Source organism: Exiguobacterium antarcticum DSM 14480 (genome assembly GCF_000685865.1).
Classification (GTDB): domain Bacteria; phylum Bacillota; class Bacilli; order Exiguobacteriales; family Exiguobacteriaceae; genus Exiguobacterium_A; species Exiguobacterium_A antarcticum.
In genome coordinates this window covers 631,993-650,720 of sequence record NZ_JMKS01000003.1, presented here as the reverse complement: position 1 = coordinate 650,720, position 18,728 = coordinate 631,993, and the positions used below count along the sequence as shown (strand labels likewise).

The window sequence follows — 18,728 nt, the reverse complement described above, 5'->3', positions numbered from 1 at the left end:
AAACTTAACTATAACTGGAGGAATCACTCATGAAACTTTGGAAAAAATTTGTCGGGACAGCCTCTGTCTCCGTTTTAGCAATCAGCCTTGCAGCATGTGGTGAGGGATCATCGTCAGGCGATGAAAAAACACTCGTCATCGGCGCTTCAAGTGTCCCGCATGCTGAAATCTTAGAGCATGTCAAAAAAGAGTATGAAGCAAAAGGGTACAAGTTAGAAATCAAAAAATTCAACGACTATGTGTTACCAAACAAAACGTTAGCTGAAAAAGAACTCGACGCAAACTATTTCCAGCACGAACCATACTTGAAATCACAGATGGCTGAAAACAAAGCGTATAAATTTGCGAGCGCAGGCGGGATTCATATCGAGCCAATCGGCGTCTACTCTAAAAAATATAAAAAATTGAGTGACTTACCAAACGGGGCACAAATCTTAATGAGTTCATCTGTTGCCGATCATGGTCGAATCTTGACATTGCTCCAAAACGAAGGACTCATCAAACTAGCAGACGGGAAAACATCAGACGCACAAGTCAAAGATGTTGTTGAAAACCCTAAAAAACTGAAGTTCAAAGCAGATATCGAAGCAGCACTTCTACCACAAGCCTACAAAAACAATGAAGGGGATGCTGTCCTCATCAACACGAACTATGCGATTGACAACGGACTCAATCCATTAAAAGATGCGATTGCTTTAGAGGGACAAGATTCACCATACGTCAACTTGATCGTGACACGTGAAGGGGACGAGAACGAAAAGAAAGTCCAAGATTTAGTCGACATCTTGCATGAAAAAGAAACACAAGACTGGATCACGAAAGAATACAAAGGGGCAGTCGTCCCAGTCAGTAAATAATCTGCTCGATTAATGCATTCTTCCTATATAATGGAAGGATGCATTATTTTTTTGTGGAAGGGGGATTTTTATGCAACGTTTGAAACAGCTTCATCCCTTGACGGTCGGAGTGTTGCTTGGGACATTTTTCGCAAGGCTCGGAACGTTCATCACAATGCCGTTTTTTGCGATTTACTTATCCGTCGTCTTGAAGTTTAGTCCAGTTGATGTCGGTTGGATTCTCAGTATTTCAGCCGTCGCGAGTCTCGTCATGAGTTTTGTCGGGGGAACGTTATCTGACCGGTATGGCCGGCGGACGATGATGCTGACGGGGACGTTCGGGTTCGTCCTCGTCTTTATCGGACTGGCGCAAGTCGAGACGTTTTGGGCATTTTTCATCTTAAGTGCGTTAAACGGGATTTTTCGGTCGATTTTTGAACCATCTGCCCGCGCCTTGATCAGCGATACGACGGATGAAGAAAACCGGTTGTTCGTCTTTAACATTCGTTATACGTGCATCAACATCGCGGCGGCGATCGGACCGGGAATTGCCTTGCTGCTCAGTGCCGGAAATACGGCGGTTACTTTCTATATAACAGCAGCTGTTTATCTCGGATATGGACTCGCCATCTTCATTTTGTTTAAGCGGCATCCAATCACGGAGAGTCATGGTGGGAAAAAAGTATCATTTGGAGCGACGATTCGTCTTTTGAAAACCGATGTGGCGTTTACGTTTGCGTTAGCAGGGATCATCTTCGGTGTCTTCGGTTACAGCCAGTTTAACTCGACGTTGCCGCAGTTTTTGACGACGACGACGTTATTATCCGGTGGGACGAGTTTGTTTGCTTTGTTGATCACGATCAATGCGATCACGGTGCTTGTCGTTCAGTACCCGATCATGAAGTTTGGTGTCAAAACGTCACCGCTTGTTTCGATCACGGTCGGAATTGCGACCGTCGCCGTTGGATTATTCGTCATGGGAACAGCCGGAACGGTTTGGTTGATGATCGGCGCGATGTTTATCTTCACGTGCGGAGAGGTGATGATGTTTACGATGACCGACATTTTGACGGACAGCTTTGCGAAACCGGAATTACGGGGAAGTTACTTCGGCGCGATGGGGTTGACGTCGATCGGTCAATCGATCGGACCGGTCGCCGGCGGACAATTATTACTTTATTTTGGAGCAGAACGTCCCCTGCCGATTTTTGGCGTCTTAGCCCTCTTGACAGTTCTCGGAATACCACTGCTCCTACTGTCACAGCGGGTTCATCGTCAATCGAAATCAGAAGAAGAGAAAGAAGTCGTCTCACTTTGAAGTCATTCTCACTGAAGGGCTCCATTTTGAGAAAAAACCATGAGCGATGACGCTTGAATAATGTGGTATGATTCATTAAGATTAGAATGATACTAAATTAGTAACTCTCGTGAACTGAATCGTCAGACACGAAATGAATAGATGGAGGGATTCTATATGAAGGCTTCACACTTAAAGATTGAAGATCTATACGTTGCAATCGACGGCAAAGAAATCTTGAAAGGCGTCAACTTAGAAATCAAAGGCGGCGAAATCCACGCGGTCATGGGACCAAACGGGACTGGTAAATCAACACTCGCTTCTGCACTAATGGGTCACCCGACTTACGAAGTAACATCTGGATCCGTCACACTTGACGGCGAAGACGTTTTAGAGATGGAAGTAAACGAACGTGCGCAAGCTGGTATGTTTCTCGCGATGCAGTACCCAAGCGAAATCAGTGGCGTTACGAACTCAGACTTCTTGCGTTCAGCGATCAACTCACGCCGCGAAGAAGGCGATGAAATCTCACTCATGAAATTCATCCGTCAACTTGACGCACAAATGGGTCTTCTTGAAATGCCGGGCGAAATGGCACACCGTTACCTCAACGAAGGATTCTCAGGCGGAGAGAAGAAACGGAATGAAATCCTCCAAATGACGATGTTGAAACCATCCATCGCCATCCTTGATGAAATCGATTCAGGTCTTGATATTGATGCACTCAAAGTCGTCGCAAAAGGTGTCAACGAAATGCGTTCACCTGAATTCGGCTGCTTGATCATCACGCATTATCAACGCCTCTTGAACTATATCGAGCCTGACTTCATCCACATCATGATGGGCGGGAAAATCGTCATGTCTGGTGGGAAAGAACTCGCACACCGTTTAGAAGCAGAAGGTTATGACTGGGTTAAAAAAGAACTCGGCATCGAAGAAGTCGAAATCGAAACAAAAGCGTAACACGAGGGAGGAAGCATGATGACTGTAGAACTGAATCTTGCAGTAAATCGCGAGGCAGTGGCAGAACGTGCGACTCGCTTAGGGGAACCCGCTTGGATGATCTCTAAGCGTCAAGACGCACTGGATCTTGCCCCAACGCTCGCATTGCCAAAAGTAGAAAAAATCAAAATCGGTGGCTGGAACTTCACAGAAGGAACAGCAGATCTTGAGACGGTAACAGGTCTGACACCGGATATCGAAACATTGATCGGTGAAAACCGTGACCATATGCTGATCACGCGTAACGGACAACTCGTTCACGCGCAAAACAGCGAAGCGACGAACGGTGTCATCTTCACGACGCTCGTTGACGCAATGAAACATCATCCAGAGCTCGTCGAGAAGTACTTCATGACAGAAGGCGTCAACGTCAACGAAGATCGTCTGGCAGCACTGAACGCAGCACTCATGAACGGCGGTACGTTCCTTTATGTACCAAAAGGCCTGAAGTTGACGGTTCCGATGCAAGCAATTTATACGCTGGAACAAGCAGGTGGCGCACTCTACCACCATGCGATCATCATTGCCGATCAAGACAGCGAACTGACATATATCGAAAGTTTCGTGTCGTATGGCGAAGAAGCGCATAACGTCAACGTCGTCACAGAAGTGTTCGTCGAAGACAACGCAAAAGTCCTCTTTGGTGGTGTTGACACGCTCAGTAAGGGTGCCGTCACATATATGAACCGTCGCGGTGTCGTCAAACAAGGCGCGAAGCTCGAATGGGCACTCGGTCACATGAATGACGGAAACACGATCACAGAAACGAAAACACACCTCGTCGGTAACGATTCGTTTTCAGACACGAAAGCCGTAACGGTTGGTCGTGGGGATCAAAAACAAAACTTCAACGTCCGGACAGACCATTTTGGTAAAGGTTCGGAAGGTTTCATCTTGATTCACGGTGTTCAAAAAGATTCCGCAACATCGATCTTCAACGGAACATCGATGATTCACCATGGCGCTTCAAAATCAAACGGTGTCCAAACGGAACGTGTGCTCATGTTGTCTGAAAAGGCACGTGGTGACGCGAACCCGATCCTCTTGATTGATGAAGATGATGTCATGGCAGGACACGCGGCATCTGTCGGCCGTGTCGACGAACTCCAACTCTACTACTTGATGAGCCGTGGTTTATCACGGAAAGAAGCAGAACGTCTTGTCGTTCATGGTTTCTTACAACCGGTTGTTTCCGAACTCGCAATTGACTCTGTCAAAGAACGTCTCGTTCAAGTGATCGAAGGGAAAGTAAACTAATATGGGAATCGATGCATCCATCCGCAATCAGTTTCCGATTCTTGACCAACAGGTGAATGACCGGAAACTCGTCTATTTAGATAGTGCGGCTTCTTCACAAAAGCCGCTCATCGTCATTGAGGCGATTGAGAACTACTACAAGACGGTTCATTCGAATGTGCACCGTGGCGTCCATACGCTCGGAACACGAGCGACGGATGCGTACGAAGGTGCGCGTGAGAACGTACGTCGTTTCATCAAGGCGCAACACCATGAAGAGATTATCTTTACCCGCGGGACGACGACGGCGATCAATATCGTCGCGTCGAGTTACGGAATGGAGCATGTGCAAGAAGGCGACGAGATCGTCGTTACGTATCTCGAGCACCATGCGAATCTCATTCCATGGCAACAAGTCGCAAAAAAGAAAAAAGCGAAACTGAAATATGTCGATTTGACAGCGGACGGTCGTGTGACGATCGAAGCCGTCAAGGAACAAATTTCAGATCGGACGAAGGTTGTGGCGATGGCCCATGTGTCAAACGTCCTCGGGACAATCAATCCGATCAAAGAAGTGACACAACTTGCGCACGCTGTCGGGGCCGTCATGGTCGTCGACGCAGCGCAAAGTGCACCGCACCAACAAATCGATGTCACGGATCTCGATTGTGATTTCCTGGCGTTTTCGGCACATAAGATGTGCGGACCAACCGGTATCGGTGTCCTGTACGGCAAAAAAGCATTACTCAATGCGATGGAGCCGGTCGAATTCGGAGGCGAGATGATTGACTACGTCGGGCTTGAAGAGTCGACGTTCAAACCATCACCGTACCGGTTCGAAGCAGGAACACCAATCATTGCAGGAGCAGTCGGCTTATCAGCGGCAATCGATTTCTTGGAACAAGTCGGACTCAGTAACATCGAAGCCCACGAACGTGAGCTTGCCCAGTATGCGATGGCACAAATGCGTGACATCGAAGGGCTGACGATTTACGGTCCGGAAGAACGGGTGGGTCTCGTCACCTTTAATCTCGGTGATGTCCATGCGCATGATGTCGCGACGGTCCTCGATATGCAAGGTATCGCAGTCCGTGCCGGTCATCATTGTGCCCAACCGCTAATGCGCTGGCTCGGAGCCAGTTCAACGGCACGAGCAAGCTTCTACCTGTATAATACAAAGGAAGAAGTAGACGCCTTAGTGACAGGACTTCGCCAAACGAAGGAGTATTTCAGTCATGGATTTTAACAATCTCGATCACTTGTACCGTCAAGTGATCATGGACCACTATAAAACGCCCCGCAATCGTGGTGCGATTGACGGTGGTGTGACAATCGATATGAATAACCCGACTTGTGGCGACACAATCCGCCTGCAACTCGCGATCGAAGACGATATCGTCAAAGATGCGAAGTTTGACGGTGAAGGGTGTTCGATCAGCATGGCATCTGCGTCGATGATGACGCAGATTGTCAAAGGAAAAACAGTCGAAGAAGCATTACAACTCGCCAACATCTTTTCCGAGATGGTTCAAGGAAAAGACTACGACGATGAGAAATTTGATCTGGGAGACGCGGAAGCACTGTCCGGTGTAACGAAATTCCCAGCACGAATCAAGTGTGCGACACTTGCCTGGAAGGCGCTCGAACGTGGCGTCGAAGAAGGGAAGTAAACTTCGGTCAGTAAGTAAGAGGAGGAAACGAACATGGCTAAGAACATGCCTGAAATTGGCGATTATAAATATGGTTTCCACGATCGCGATATCTCGATCTTCCGTTCTGGACGCGGCTTGACGACAGAAGTCGTCGAGACGATCTCGAAAATGAAGGAAGAACCGCAATGGATGCTTGATTTCCGTCTGAAATCACTTAAGATTTTCAACGAACAAGCAATGCCGGCATGGGGCGGCGATTTATCAGATCTTCGTTTTGATGACATCACGTATTACGTCAAACCATCAGAACGTGCTGAAAAATCATGGGATGAAGTACCGGAAGAAATCAAACGTACGTTTGACAAACTCGGAATCCCGGAAGCTGAGCAAAAATACCTCGCGGGTGTTTCGGCACAGTACGAGTCAGAAGTTGTTTACCACAACATGAAGAGTGAACTGGAAGATCAAGGAATCATCTTCAAGGATACCGATACAGCATTAAAAGAAAATCCAGAACTGTTCCGTGAGTATTTCGGGAAACTGATCCCACCAACGGATAACAAGTTCGCTGCACTTAATACAGCGGTCTGGTCGGGTGGATCATTCATCTACGTACCAAAAGGCATCAAGATGGATACGCCGCTTCAAGCCTATTTCCGGATCAACTCGGAAAACATGGGTCAATTCGAGCGGACGTTGATCATCGTTGACGAAGACGCATCGGTTCATTACGTCGAAGGATGTACAGCACCGGTCTACACGACGAACTCGCTTCACTCAGCAGTCGTTGAGATCTTCATCAACAAAAACGCGTACTGCCGTTACACGACGATCCAAAACTGGGCGAACAACGTCTACAACCTCGTTACGAAACGTGCGATCTGTGAAGCCGGCGCGACGATGGAATGGGTCGATGGCAACATCGGTTCGAAATTGACGATGAAATACCCGGCTGTCATCTTAAAAGGTGAAGGTTCACGTGGTATGACATTATCAATCGCCATCGCGGGTAAAGGTCAACACCAAGACGCGGGCGCGAAGATGATTCACCTTGCACCAAACACATCGTCGACGATCGTCTCGAAGTCGATTTCAAAACACGGTGGGAAAGTAACGTACCGTGGGATCGTCCACTTTGGTCGTAAAGCGACAGGCGCACGTTCGAACATCGAATGTGACACGCTGATCATGGACAACCAATCGACATCAGATACGATTCCGTACAACGAAATTCTCAACGACAACATTTCGCTTGAGCACGAAGCGAAAGTCTCGAAGGTCTCGGAAGAGCAATTGTTCTACCTGATGAGCCGCGGGATTTCACAAGAAGAAGCAACAGAAATGATCGTCATGGGCTTCATCGAGCCGTTCACAAAAGAATTGCCGATGGAATATGCGGTCGAAATGAACCGTCTCATCAAGTTCGAGATGGAAGGTTCAATCGGATAATTCGTTTTTACTCTCTCATCTTTGGATGGGAGAGTTTTTTTTCATGAACAAGTAAAAACGGGTAAAGGATGAAAAAGGAGGGAGCCATCATGCGTGATCTCATCTACTCTTTTCAAGTCTCGCTCGACGGGTACATCGAGGATGCGTCGGGCAGCATTGCGTTTGCGTCACCGGACGCTGAACTGCATCAGTATTTCAATGACTACGAGACAGAATTTGATACCCATGTCTATGGACGTCGCCTGTACGAGATGATGCAGTACTGGGAGACAGCAGATCAAACGGACACAAATCCCATCATCGTAGCCTATGCGAAGACATGGCAAGCGCTTGAGAAAATCGTATTTTCGGAAACGATGACAACAGTCGAGGGCAATGCCCGTCTTGCGACGAGACCGCTGGCAGAGGAACTGGCAGCATTAAAGCAGGCACCCGGGAAGCAGATCGCAATCGGCGGGGCGACGCTTGCGGCAGAAGCTGTCCGCTTGGATTTGGTCGACCGTTACCATGTCGTCATCTATCCCGTCTTACTCGGAGGCGGCAAACGGATGTTTCCGTTGTTCGAGCAAACGTTCCCTTTACGGCTCATCGACCAGCAGACATTTGCTTCCGGGTGTATCGCGTTGACGTATGAGCGGATCCGGAATGATTGATTCAGAAGAGGAACAGATCAATGAAACAGGCAGTCCATCCCCCTTATTTTTGCAGGAGTAGGAAGGATCTGCTTGTTTTTTATATACAGACTTTATCTCTTTTTCGAGAAGAACTCCGAAGAAGAAATTCCTGATTCTGCTATGCTATGATGGGAAATATGGAGTAATACAGATAGGAGGAAGACGGATGATTTATGTCGGCGTGACCGGTTGGGGCGATCACGACAGCCTCTATCCGACACCACAAGACCGGAAAGAGAAGCTTGCCGCTTATGCAGGACATTTTCCGGCAGTCGAAGTCGATTCGACGTACTATGCGATTCAACCGGAACGAAATTATCAGAAGTGGGTCGCGGAGACTCCGGACGCCTTTCGGTTCATCGTCAAGGTCCACCGGGCGATGAGTGGCCATGACCGGGAAAACAAGGATCCGCTTGGTCCGATCTTTGAACAGTATCTCGCCTCGATCGAACCGATGCGGCAGAGTGGAAAGATTGCGGCGATTCTCGTCCAGCTCCCACCTTGGTTCGACGTCAGTAAAGTCCATCTCGAGTATCTCCAGACAATCCGGAAATCGCTTGCCGGACTTCCTGTCGCGATTGAGTTTCGGAATCCGTCCTGGTATTCAGATCTTTATCAAGAACGGACGCTTCGTTTTTTGGCGGAACATCAATTCATTCATACGATTTGTGATGAACCGCAGACGGAAGACGGGTCGGTACCGTTCGTTCCCGTCGTGACGCAGGAGACGGCGTTCGTCCGCTTGCATGGCCGTAATATCAACGGATGGCTGAAGAAACCGGGCCAGAGCAGTGACGACTGGCGGAAGGTCCGTTGTCTGTACCGCTATTCGGAAGAAGAATTACAAGAGTTGGCACTACATATCCGTTCACTTGCCGAACAGGCAAAAGACGTGTATGTTTTCTTTAACAACAATTCAGCAGGAGATGCCGTTCCGAACGCCAAACGTCTCATCGAGATTTTAGGTCTCGATTACGAGTCTCTGGCACCACGGCAAATCTCATTGTTTTAATACCTAGAGGAGGCTTGAGCGTGAAGTTACACGTCATTCATTATAACGATCTACATTCACACTTTGATATGTGGCCTCGCTATATGTCGTTCATGAAAGAACACCGGACGTATGATTCCCTCGTCTTTGATTTAGGGGATCATGCGGACCGGGTCGCGCCGGCAACGGAGGCGACGCAAGGTAAAATCAATACGCATCTATTAAATGAACTGGCTCCGACAGCCGTCACGATCGGAAACAATGAAGGCATTACCTTTCCACATGACTGGCTCGAGGAATTATATACGGACGCGACGTTCCCCGTTCTCGTATCGAACTTGACGGCACCGTTTGCAAAAGCTGGCATGATTCAAGACTTGCCGACAGGAAAAGTCGGGATCTTTGGTCTGACGGCTCCTTATTATGAACTGTACGATTTGCTCGGATGGTCGATTGAAGATCCGTTTGAAGCGGCAGCGCGTGAAATCGAGGCCTTGCGGGATCAAGTCGACGTCTTGATCTGTTTGAGCCATCTTGGGTTTTATCAGGACGAAGAACTTGCTGGACGATTCCCGGAACTGGATTTGATCATCGGCGCCCATACCCATCACGTCCTTGATGACGGCGTCGTTAAAAACGGGGTCTTGATTGCGCAGGCCGGAAAGTACGGTCAGTATGCAGGTGAGATTTACTTAAACACGGATACGGGTGAAAAAGAGGCCGTCCTTCATTCACTTGAAACTTATCCCTCAGACGAAGCGACCACGGCGTTGCTCGATAAAGAGCAGTATTTAGCCGAACGTCAGATGAAACAACCGATTGGCCGGACATCAGGTCTAGCGAATGACTGGTTTAATCCGTCACCGTTTACGCAACTCTTAGCGGATACGATGCGTGATTGGTGCAATGCCGATCTTGCCTGTGTGCCTGCCGGGATGTTACTCGGTTCATTATCACCAGGACCTGTCTCATCGTTTGATTTACACCGGCTTTGCCCCCATCCGATCAATCCGTGTAAGGTGACGATGACCGGAGTTGAGTTGAAGCAGTTTATTGCCGAAGTCGACACGGAACGATTCGAACAATTAAAGGTTCGTGGACTCGGTTTCCGTGGAAAGCTGATGGGTAAGATGCATTATTCCGGAAATGATCAGCCCATCGATGAGACGAAGAATTACACTGTCGTCCTGCCGGATATGTTTACGTTTGGTCCGATTTTCCCCGCCATCAAAGAGATGCCGAAAGAATATTTCATGCCGGAACTGTTACGGGATCTCCTGTTCAATCGCCTATCGGAGAAGTCTGAATTCAGTGAATTACACGTCCGCAAACACTGAATATTTGGTATACTGTAACAGAAATCAGGTCAGTTTTTTATGGATAAAGGGGGAAACCGATTCATGGGACGCAGAGAGATACAACGTAAGCCAGAGTGGTTGAAAATCAAGTTGAACACAAATGAGACGTACACAGAACTCAAAAGTATGATGCGTGAAAAAAAGCTTCACACAGTATGTGAGGAAGCGAAATGTCCGAATATTCATGAGTGTTGGGCCGTTCGCCGGACCGCGACATTCATGATTCTTGGCAGCATCTGTACGCGAGCCTGCCGTTTTTGTGCCGTCACGACGGGACGACCAAACGAACTTGACTTAGAAGAACCAAAACGGGTTGCGGAATCCGTTCGTCTGATGAATCTGAAACATGCGGTCATCACAGCCGTTGCCCGGGATGATTTAAATGACTTCGGGGCCGGTGTCTATGCGGAGACGGTACGGGAAGTCCGTCGTATGAATCCGGAGACATCGATTGAAGTGTTACCGTCCGACATGGGTGGGAACTTCGACGCGTTACAGACGTTGATCGAAGCCAAGCCGGACATCATGAATCATAATATCGAGACGGTCCGCCGTCTGACACCAACGGTTCGTGCCAAGGCGACGTACGACCGGACACTTGAATTCTTGCGTCGCTCAAAAGAACTTGCACCGGAAATTCCAACGAAATCGAGTCTGATGTTAGGTCTTGGTGAGACGTGGGAAGAAATTTTACAGACGATGGACGATTTGCGTGCCAACGATGTTGATATCATGACAATCGGTCAGTATCTTCAACCGACAAAAAAACATTTGGATGTCATCAAATACTACACACCACAAGAGTTTGCTGAATTAAAACAGATTGCGCTCGGAAAAGGGTTCTCCCATTGTGAGGCGGGTCCATTGGTCCGTTCGTCTTACCATGCCGACGAACAAGTCAATGCTGCGAAAAAAAATAAAGCCGCTTTACCGATTGACTAACGAGCTCGAACCGTCCAAGCCACGTGCGAGGGCGGTTTTCTGTCGTCTGACGATTCGTTTTCAGGAGTGATTATGGTAAGATAAAGGAAGCAGGGGGTGGAAAAAATGATACAAGTCAATCGTGAAAGATATGAAATCGTCGAAGAGAAACGAGAAGGATTTAATGAAGAAGCCTTTATCGGGCGGTTTAGTGACGTCCTTGAAAAGTATGACTACATCGTCGGGGATTGGGGACACGGCCAATTACGCCTGCGTGGTTTTTATGAAGATGATCACGAAAAAGCAACGTTCGATACGAAAATCTCCCACGTGGCGGATTATTTATACGAATACTGTAATTTCGGATGTGCCTATTTTATCGTTAAACGGATGGAACTCGTAGAAGGAGAAGAAGCACCACCTCGCTTCGACGGATCTTCAGCGAACACGCTAAAACTCAAACGGAAGTTTTCGGCGGAAAAAGAAGAGACACAAGAGGAACAGTAATGAAACTGACATCTAAAAAGATGTTTCTGATTGGATGATTTCGGCTAATAGTATAGTATCACGTACCTATAGGGGGAACTATCCATGAGAATCGTCGGGATTTATAAGTCTGTGCCAGAAGTCGTCAGTGCTGTTCATGATTTACGCGTTGCAGGTGTCGTATCAACGGATTTGAAAGTCGTTGCCCATGATCGATATGACCTGGAGCAGATCGAAGAATTGGCAGATTTAAAAAATCAGCAAACGTCGACACGTCTGTCGCAAGAAGAACACATGAATCTTTGGCAGGAGATCAAAGGGATCTTTAAAAAAGACAGTTCAGCTTCTCCTTCTCATCATGACGTGCTACAAGCGAGCGGATTGACGAAAGAGGATGTCAACCGTGCCAACAAAGCAGCGGAAGAGGGACAATTCGTCTTACTCGTCGGCGATGAAGCAGATCAGCATTCAGAACGTAAAGCCCACGATGAATCGGATAATACCAATGTCTTTAGTGGTCCAAATACGCTCAATGAGCGGAACGACCGGTTATTATGAACAACAGGCAGCCCCGTCCGATTGGACGGGGCTGCTTTTGTTTTTCATAAGCCGATGTAGTCACGTAAGTATCCTTCGAGTTCTTCAGCCGCCTCATCCTCTAAATCAAAGGCGTGGGCGATATAACCCGGTTCCTCGAAATCATCCGGACCAATGATCGCAAAGCGATTTGATAAGAGATTCAGTACGAGAATCTTTCCGAAAAAATGTTCGGAATGGGTGATCGCTAAATCAAAACGGCTTGTCTCGCCGATCCAACAGACGAATCGGGTTTTTGTCTGTTCGACGTCATCATATAAAAAATCGCGTTCTTGCATCATCTGTCAGTTCCCTCATTTCCTTCATCTCTGCTTAGATTAAAGGGTATGGGGAACTTTTTGCAAGTATGGTTTACGTGACAGACTGTGTTCTGCGATGACTTTCCGGATCGTTCGTGTTTTCGAGCGCATGACGAGGGATGTCGTCTCGACGATATCATCCGTCAAGAAACGGACGCCGTCGAGCATTTCACCCGTCGTGACCCCTGTTGCTGCGAAGATGCAGTCGTCACTTTTGATGAGATCGTCGAGCGTCAACAGTTGAAGCGGATCAGCCAGACCCATCCGGATGACACGTGCCGTTTCTTCCTCATTCATCGGATGCAGACGCGCCTGCATGTCGCCACCCATTGCTTTGACGGCAGCGGCCGTGATGACACCTTCCGGAGCGCCACCCGTCCCGATGAAGATATCGATTCCTGTTGACGGAGAAAGCGGTGCAATCCCTGCTGAGACGTCACCGTCTTCAAAGAGACGAACTCGTGCCCCGACACGCATCGCAGCTTCCCGGAAATGATCATGACGTGGACGATCCTGCATGATGACCGTCACTTCTTCAATTCGTTTCTGATTTAGCTCGGCTGCTTTTTGAATGATGACTTCGAGTGGATCGTCGAGTGAGACGTGTCCTTTTAAGTTCGGACCGACTGTCAGTTTATCCATATACATATCCGGAGCATGAAGAAGGGCACCTTGATCCGCGACGGCGATGACGACCATCGCGTTGCCAAGACCTTTGGCGACGATATTCGTCCCTTCGAGGGGGTCAACGGCGATATCGACGATTGGTCCGTTTGACGTCCCGACTTTTTCACCGATGAATAACATCGGTGCTTCATCGAGTTCGCCTTCACCAATGACGACCGTACCCGCCATGTTGACGGTATTTAAGACTTCGCGCATGGCAGTCGTTGCCGCATCATCGGCTTCATTCTTTTTCCCGCGACCAATCCACTTGGCAGATGCTAATGCTGCGGCTTCTGTTGCTCGGACGATTTCTAATGCTAATTCCCGTTCCATCTATGAATAACCTCCAAGTCACCTAATGTGACATACTATTTTCGTAAAAATCTAAATTGAGGATAACACATTGCGGAATGTGATGCAAACAGCCTTTCTGCTTTTCATGTCCTGCAGATAGAGCTAAAATGAAGGATGTGAGGGGGAATGCTAGATGTATTTCGTGAATCGTGAAAAGATTGAGCAAACAGTGGTTTGTTTTGAAACGGCGCTTCGTCAAAGTAAAGAATTAACGGGGGATGCTTTGACGATTTCGCTGGCGTGGGAACGGATCGGGTTTTTAGTGATCGAGAGTATCATCGATATCGGAAACAGTATGATTGATGGTTTCATCATGCGTGATCCGGGAAGTTATGAAGATATCGTATTGATTTTAGAAGATGAACGGGTCGTCGATACGGCACTTGCCAATAGTCTGAAACGAGTCGTCGCACTACGGACACGGATTGTCCGTGAATTTACGACATCGAGTACAGCGGACATCCGCGAGATCCTTTTTGAAGAGGAAACAGAGTTACGTCGTTTCCCGGGAGCCGTTCGACACTATTTAGAGACCGAACTTGGACCCGTCTCTGCATTTTTACCAACTGAGGAGTGAGTCAGGATGAAAGCAAAAGGATATTTATTTGATTTAGATGGCACGATGTATAATGGAACAGAACCTGTCAAAGAAGCCGTTGATTTTGTCAATCAGTTGCAAGAACAAGGGGTTCCGTATCTCTTCGTCACGAATAATGCGTCGATGACAGCGGAAGCCGTTGCTGAAAAATTACGTGGTATGGGTGTACACTCGAACGCAGAACACGTCTTGACGAGTGCGATGGCGACAGGCCGCTACATCGCAGAACTTTCTCCTGGTGCGAAGGTCTATGCGATTGGCGAAGGTGGTTTGATTGATGCGCTTGAACGTCAAGGCTTACAGGTCGTCGCAGACGAGCAGGTGGATTATGTCGTCATCGGTCTTGACCGTCAAATCACGTATGAGAAGTTAGCAATCGGAGCACTGGCGATTCGTGCAGGTGCCCGCTTCATCTCGACGAACGGGGACATCGCGATTCCGACGGAGCGTGGTTTCTTGCCTGGTAACGGTGCCTTGACATCCGTTTTACGGGTGACGACGGAAAAAGAACCGTTTTATATCGGGAAACCGGAACCGGTCATGGTCAATATCGCAGCAGAGATGATTGGTCTCGCTAAAGAAGACTTAATCATGGTCGGGGATAACTACCATACGGATATTTTGTTTGGCATCAATGGTGGCATCCGGACGATGCATGTTAATTCCGGTGTCCATACACCGGTCTTCATTCAAGGACAAGATGTACAACCAACCTATATGGTCGATACGTTAGCTGAATGGATTTTGTAAACAAAAAAATCCCCATTGACAGATGTCAGTGGGGATTTTCAATATTAGAAGACTTGTTCAACTTCGACGACGCCAGCGACTTCTTCAAGAAGGGCACGTTCGATACCAGCCTTCAATGTGATGGTTGAACTTGGGCAACTGCCGCAAGCTCCCATTAAACGGAGTTTGACGATACCGTCTTCTACATCTACGAGTTCAACGTCTCCTCCATCACGAAGAAGGAACGGACGCAATTTTTCGAGGACTTCATTCACTTGATCAAACATTTCCATGCGTAAACACATCCTTTCTTATAGAATCATTGTAACAGGGTTGAAAAATGTTCTCAATCTGGAAAACTTGTATACTAAAAAAGAAGTATCCATCAAGAGGGGGAGTTTGAATGGAAATCAAGGTATATGGCGCTGCACAGACATGTCCGAGCTGCGTCGGGGCACCGAGTTCAGAAGAGACCTACAGCTGGCTCCAAGCCGTACTCGAACGAAAATACGAGACGGCATTAACGTTTGCGTATATTGATTTCGAGACATCACCTGTCGAAGATGACTGGATCTTGGCCTTGAAGGACGATGTCTATTTTTATCCACTCGTCCTGCTCGATGAGGAGATGATTGACGAAGGATATGTCCAGCTGAAAAAAATCACGCAGGCGATTGATATGAGACTCGAAAAAACGGCACCGGAATGACCGGCGCCGTTTTGCTTATTTGATCTTTTTATGTTTCCAGAGGACACCCGACTTCAAGAGGCGTGGTACTTTTCCGGTTAATGCCTGTTTCCCCATGACGATCCCAAATCCGTCTGATTTCCCGAGCGAGCCGAGCATACCACGTAACTTGATTTCTGGCAGTTTCGGCAGTTTTTTTCCGTCCCATTTCGCTTGCAGGACATCGACGACTTGGTCGGCTTGATGTTCTGCGAGCTGTCCGCTTGGTGCATACGGGAGGCTTGCGCAATCCCCAATCACAAACACGTTTTCGTGTTCCGGCACATGGTGGTGTTCCGTCAGCTTGATCCGTCCACCGCTGTCGGCTTCAAATCCGAGATCCCGAACGACCTTGACCGGTTGTGTGCCGGCCGTCCAAATCGTTAAGTTCGAAGGATAGGCCTCATCCCCGTTTTGGACGTCATCCGCCGTGACGAACGTGACATTGGAATTGTTAATGACTTCGACATCATGTTCTTCGAACCACTCCTGGACGTATGTCGATACTTTGTCTGACAGGAACGACAACACCGATGGACCACGGTCGAACAATCGGATCTTCAAGTCTTTCCGGCTTTCGTGTAATTCACTCGCCAGTTCGACACCAGACAGTCCGGCTCCGACGATCGAGACGACGGCACCGGGTGTGAGACCACAAATTGCCTGTTGGGTTTTCCTAGACTCTTCAAGCGTTTGGATGCTGTACGTAAATTCTTGCGCCCCCGGTATGTTATGGTATTTATCTTCACACCCTAACGCGATGATGAGATCGTCATAAAACAGCTCCGTCCCATCTTGGAGATGGACGGAGTTCGTCTCCGGTGAAATCTTGACGACATGTCCATATTTATATGTGAGATGTTCGCCTTCCGGAAAAGCAATCCGAACATCACGATCCGATAATGTACCGGCAGCGAGTGCATAATACTCTGTTTTTAAGGCATGATACGGTAAACGATCGACGAGGGTCACAGCGACCTCTTCATCTTTAAACCGTTCACAAATCCGCATACCGCCATATCCGCCGCCTAAAACAACCAGTTGCTTCATAACTTTAAATCCCCCTTAGTTCCCCTAAATCAGTCTGACCTTGTATAATACGACATGGGGAAGGACAATTCCTGCTTAAAGGAGGAAAAAAAGTGAATCCAATTATTGAATTTTGTATCAGCAACTTAGCGACAGGAACCCAAGTCGTCATGCAACAACTCGAACGGGATCCGAATGTCGATGTCGTCGAATATGGATGTCTCGGATATTGTGGCATTTGTTCACTCGACCATTTTTGTCTGGTCGATGGAGAAACGGTCGTCGGCGAGACACCGGAAGAACTTCTAGAAAAAATTTATCAAAAAATCGAAGAAAATGAACTTTAAAAAATCCCCGTGTCTCAGAAGAGACCGGGGATTCGTGTCTGTCAGCGGGCGCGGCTTCGGACTTAGGCGGAGTGTTGACGACGTAACATCCAAGGTTGTAGCTTCAAGAACAGCGGAATGAAGAGTGCTGAGATAAACAAAGCCTTGATGATGTTAAACGGTAGGATACCGGCCGTGATCGTTGTCCACTTGACGGCAGGATCTAACATGTAGTCCATTCCGAAGAACCAAGCGTACGCTGGAAGAATTAAGATATAGTTGAGGATCGCAAGACCCAGTGCCATCGTGATCGTACCTGCGACAAGACCGGTTGCGAGACCTTTTGTTGATTTCTTTTTATGATAGAACCAGCTGACGGGAAGAATGAAGGCGACACCAGCAGCGAAGTTTGCCAGCTCTCCGACCGGTACACCACTTCCGCGGAAGATGTAGTACAAGACATTTTTAAGTGCTTCGACGATGACACCGGCAATCGGTGAGAACATGATGGCTGCGATTAAGGCAGGGACATCACTGAAGTCGATTTTTAAATAGTTCGGTAAAAAAGGTAACGGGAAATTGAGTAGCATTAGAACAAACGAAATTGAACCTAACATGGATAAAGTGACCATCTTTTGTGTGCGTTTCATACGAGTATAATCTCCTTTTGCTCGTTCCTCTCGATGAAGTATTGGCATGGCTGCGTCCAAAATAAACCCCTATCGAATCAGATTCAATAGGGGAGAAGTCCGCAATAAACTAAACCTGAACGATTTTTACAAAAATCGGTTCAAGAAATAGAAACATGCCGCCATCTTCTCCCATCCAGACTATACTGTCGGCTCCTGAGTCACACAGAATCAGCAAATAGCGCCCTATTCGCTCGCGGGCTTCAGACGAATCGTCTGTTTACCGCCGGTCGGGAATTTCACCCTGCCCTGAAGATGGAACGATTTAATTTTTTTTGATACAACTCCTTTATACAACGAATTCAAGATAGTTTCAAGCAACTAGGTTTCGAATCAGCTCGAAATTGCGTATACTAGAAAAAAAGGGAGGGTGATGACATGATCCAATTAACAGAAGCAGCAGCTCTTCAAGTGAAAGAGATGATGATGCAGGCGCCGGACGACGAAAAAAATCTACGGATGCTCGTTCAAGGTGGCGGATGCAGTGGTCTCTCCTACGGAATGGGCTTTGACAGTCAAAAAGAGACCGACTTAACCTTTGAACAACACGGTGTGAACGTCATCGTTGACCAAAAAGACTATCCGGTCGTCAATGGCCTGGAAATCGATTATAAACAATCCATGCTTGGCGGCGGATTTACGATCACGAATCCAAATGCCATCGCGACATGCGGGTGTGGGACGTCGTTCCGGACCGCAACGAATGCCGGGACACCCGGCGGATGTTAATAAGACGACTCAAATCGTGGACGATTCCGTCTACGGTTTTTTTTGTTTTTCAGAGACAGACAGGACTTACGCAGCTAAATGGA

23 protein-coding genes and 1 riboswitch are annotated in these 18,728 nt (G+C 47.8%); of the genes, 18 read left to right on the top strand and 5 right to left on the bottom strand.

Annotation, left to right across the window (positions count from 1 at the left end; all coding sequences use genetic code 11):
* The first annotated feature begins 29 nt into the window (after window positions 1–29).
* The 13 genes from P404_RS0104325 (at window position 30) to P404_RS0104265 (ending at window position 12,460) form a co-directional block, all read left to right on the top strand.
* A complete protein-coding gene (locus tag P404_RS0104325; RefSeq protein WP_026830061.1) occupies window positions 30–857 on the top strand; it encodes a MetQ/NlpA family ABC transporter substrate-binding protein in 828 nt (275 codons plus the stop codon).
* Window positions 858–927: 70 nt separating this feature from the next.
* Window positions 928–2,154, top strand: a complete 1,227-nt coding sequence (locus P404_RS0104320; protein WP_026830060.1) for an MDR family MFS transporter — start codon at window positions 928–930, stop codon at window positions 2,152–2,154.
* Between the two features lie 156 nt (window positions 2,155–2,310).
* Window positions 2,311–3,096, top strand: coding sequence for a Fe-S cluster assembly ATPase SufC (gene sufC, locus P404_RS0104315; protein ID WP_026830059.1), 786 nt, complete (start codon window positions 2,311–2,313; stop codon window positions 3,094–3,096).
* 18 nt (window positions 3,097–3,114) lie between these two features.
* Window positions 3,115–4,392, top strand: coding sequence for a Fe-S cluster assembly protein SufD (sufD, locus tag P404_RS0104310; RefSeq protein ID WP_026830058.1), 1,278 nt, complete (start codon window positions 3,115–3,117; stop codon window positions 4,390–4,392).
* A 1-nt stretch (window position 4,393) separates the two neighbouring features.
* Complete coding sequence (locus P404_RS0104305; protein ID WP_026830057.1) at window positions 4,394–5,617, top strand: cysteine desulfurase; 1,224 nt, start codon at window positions 4,394–4,396, stop codon at window positions 5,615–5,617.
* Window positions 5,607–6,041 (top strand): Fe-S cluster assembly sulfur transfer protein SufU, encoded by a 435-nt coding sequence (sufU, locus tag P404_RS0104300; RefSeq protein ID WP_014971111.1) that lies wholly within the window; start codon window positions 5,607–5,609, stop codon window positions 6,039–6,041. The genes P404_RS0104305 and sufU overlap by 11 nt, the downstream gene beginning before the upstream one ends.
* 33 nt (window positions 6,042–6,074) lie before the next feature.
* On the top strand, window positions 6,075–7,472 hold the full coding sequence (gene sufB, locus P404_RS0104295; RefSeq protein WP_026830056.1) for a Fe-S cluster assembly protein SufB: 1,398 nt from the start codon (window positions 6,075–6,077) through the stop codon (window positions 7,470–7,472).
* Window positions 7,473–7,561: 89 nt separating this feature from the next.
* Entirely contained in the window at window positions 7,562–8,125 is a 564-nt protein-coding gene (locus tag P404_RS0104290; RefSeq protein WP_026830055.1) for a dihydrofolate reductase family protein, read from the top strand.
* 187 nt (window positions 8,126–8,312) lie between these two features.
* Window positions 8,313–9,158 carry a DUF72 domain-containing protein gene (locus tag P404_RS0104285; protein WP_014971108.1) on the top strand — a complete coding sequence of 282 codons (846 nt, stop codon included), beginning with the start codon at window positions 8,313–8,315 and terminating at the stop codon, window positions 9,156–9,158.
* 20 nt (window positions 9,159–9,178) lie between these two features.
* On the top strand, window positions 9,179–10,474 hold the full coding sequence (locus tag P404_RS0104280; protein ID WP_014971107.1) for a bifunctional metallophosphatase/5'-nucleotidase: 1,296 nt from the start codon (window positions 9,179–9,181) through the stop codon (window positions 10,472–10,474).
* 63 nt (window positions 10,475–10,537) lie between these two features.
* Window positions 10,538–11,437, top strand: coding sequence for a lipoyl synthase (gene lipA / locus P404_RS0104275; RefSeq protein ID WP_014971106.1), 900 nt, complete (start codon window positions 10,538–10,540; stop codon window positions 11,435–11,437).
* 105 nt (window positions 11,438–11,542) lie between these two features.
* Window positions 11,543–11,923, top strand: coding sequence for a YutD family protein (locus tag P404_RS0104270; protein WP_014971105.1), 381 nt, complete (start codon window positions 11,543–11,545; stop codon window positions 11,921–11,923).
* A gap of 84 nt (window positions 11,924–12,007) precedes the next feature.
* Window positions 12,008–12,460, top strand: coding sequence for a general stress protein (locus P404_RS0104265; protein ID WP_014971104.1), 453 nt, complete (start codon window positions 12,008–12,010; stop codon window positions 12,458–12,460).
* A gap of 44 nt (window positions 12,461–12,504) precedes the next feature.
* On the opposite strand, the gene P404_RS0104260 is transcribed toward P404_RS0104265, so the two are convergent.
* Window positions 12,505–12,780, bottom strand: coding sequence for a DUF3055 domain-containing protein (locus P404_RS0104260; RefSeq protein WP_014971103.1), 276 nt, complete (start codon window positions 12,778–12,780; stop codon window positions 12,505–12,507).
* Between the two features lie 36 nt (window positions 12,781–12,816).
* Window positions 12,817–13,797 (bottom strand): class II fructose-bisphosphatase, encoded by a 981-nt coding sequence (gene glpX, locus P404_RS0104255; RefSeq protein WP_026830053.1) that lies wholly within the window; start codon window positions 13,795–13,797, stop codon window positions 12,817–12,819.
* A gap of 154 nt (window positions 13,798–13,951) precedes the next feature.
* On the opposite strand from glpX, the gene P404_RS0104250 reads away from it, so the two are divergent.
* Both P404_RS0104250 and P404_RS0104245 read left to right on the top strand, forming a co-directional pair.
* On the top strand, window positions 13,952–14,395 hold the full coding sequence (locus P404_RS0104250) for a DUF86 domain-containing protein (protein ID WP_014971101.1): 444 nt from the start codon (window positions 13,952–13,954) through the stop codon (window positions 14,393–14,395).
* 6 nt (window positions 14,396–14,401) lie between these two features.
* Complete coding sequence (locus P404_RS0104245; protein ID WP_014971100.1) at window positions 14,402–15,166, top strand: TIGR01457 family HAD-type hydrolase; 765 nt, start codon at window positions 14,402–14,404, stop codon at window positions 15,164–15,166.
* Window positions 15,167–15,210: 44 nt separating this feature from the next.
* Here P404_RS0104245 and P404_RS0104240 read toward each other — a convergent pair whose 3' ends face one another.
* Window positions 15,211–15,438, bottom strand: a complete 228-nt coding sequence (locus tag P404_RS0104240) for a NifU family protein (protein ID WP_012371190.1) — start codon at window positions 15,436–15,438, stop codon at window positions 15,211–15,213.
* 110 nt (window positions 15,439–15,548) lie between these two features.
* Here P404_RS0104240 and P404_RS0104235 point away from each other — a divergent pair, with 110 nt between their 5' ends.
* Window positions 15,549–15,854, top strand: a complete 306-nt coding sequence (locus tag P404_RS0104235; protein WP_026830052.1) for a DUF1462 family protein — start codon at window positions 15,549–15,551, stop codon at window positions 15,852–15,854.
* Window positions 15,855–15,869: 15 nt separating this feature from the next.
* Here the strand turns inward: P404_RS0104235 and P404_RS0104230 are convergent, their stop codons facing one another.
* Window positions 15,870–16,922: an NAD(P)/FAD-dependent oxidoreductase gene (locus tag P404_RS0104230; RefSeq protein WP_026830051.1), complete on the bottom strand. Its 1,053-nt coding sequence runs from the start codon at window positions 16,920–16,922 to the stop codon at window positions 15,870–15,872.
* Between the two features lie 92 nt (window positions 16,923–17,014).
* On the opposite strand from P404_RS0104230, the gene P404_RS0104225 reads away from it, so the two are divergent.
* The gene (locus P404_RS0104225; protein ID WP_012371187.1) at window positions 17,015–17,248 is read left to right on the top strand and encodes a YuzB family protein; all 234 of its coding nucleotides are present in this window, start codon (window positions 17,015–17,017) and stop codon (window positions 17,246–17,248) included.
* Between the two features lie 62 nt (window positions 17,249–17,310).
* On the opposite strand, the gene P404_RS0104220 is transcribed toward P404_RS0104225, so the two are convergent.
* Window positions 17,311–17,877, bottom strand: a complete 567-nt coding sequence (locus tag P404_RS0104220; RefSeq protein ID WP_026830050.1) for an ECF transporter S component — start codon at window positions 17,875–17,877, stop codon at window positions 17,311–17,313.
* A gap of 159 nt (window positions 17,878–18,036) precedes the next feature.
* A riboswitch (FMN riboswitch) is annotated at window positions 18,037–18,177 on the bottom strand.
* Between the two features lie 117 nt (window positions 18,178–18,294).
* Between P404_RS0104220 and P404_RS0104215 the strand changes: the two genes are divergently transcribed.
* Window positions 18,295–18,645, top strand: coding sequence for a HesB/IscA family protein (locus tag P404_RS0104215; RefSeq protein WP_014971096.1), 351 nt, complete (start codon window positions 18,295–18,297; stop codon window positions 18,643–18,645).
* Window positions 18,646–18,728: the final 83 nt, after the last annotated feature.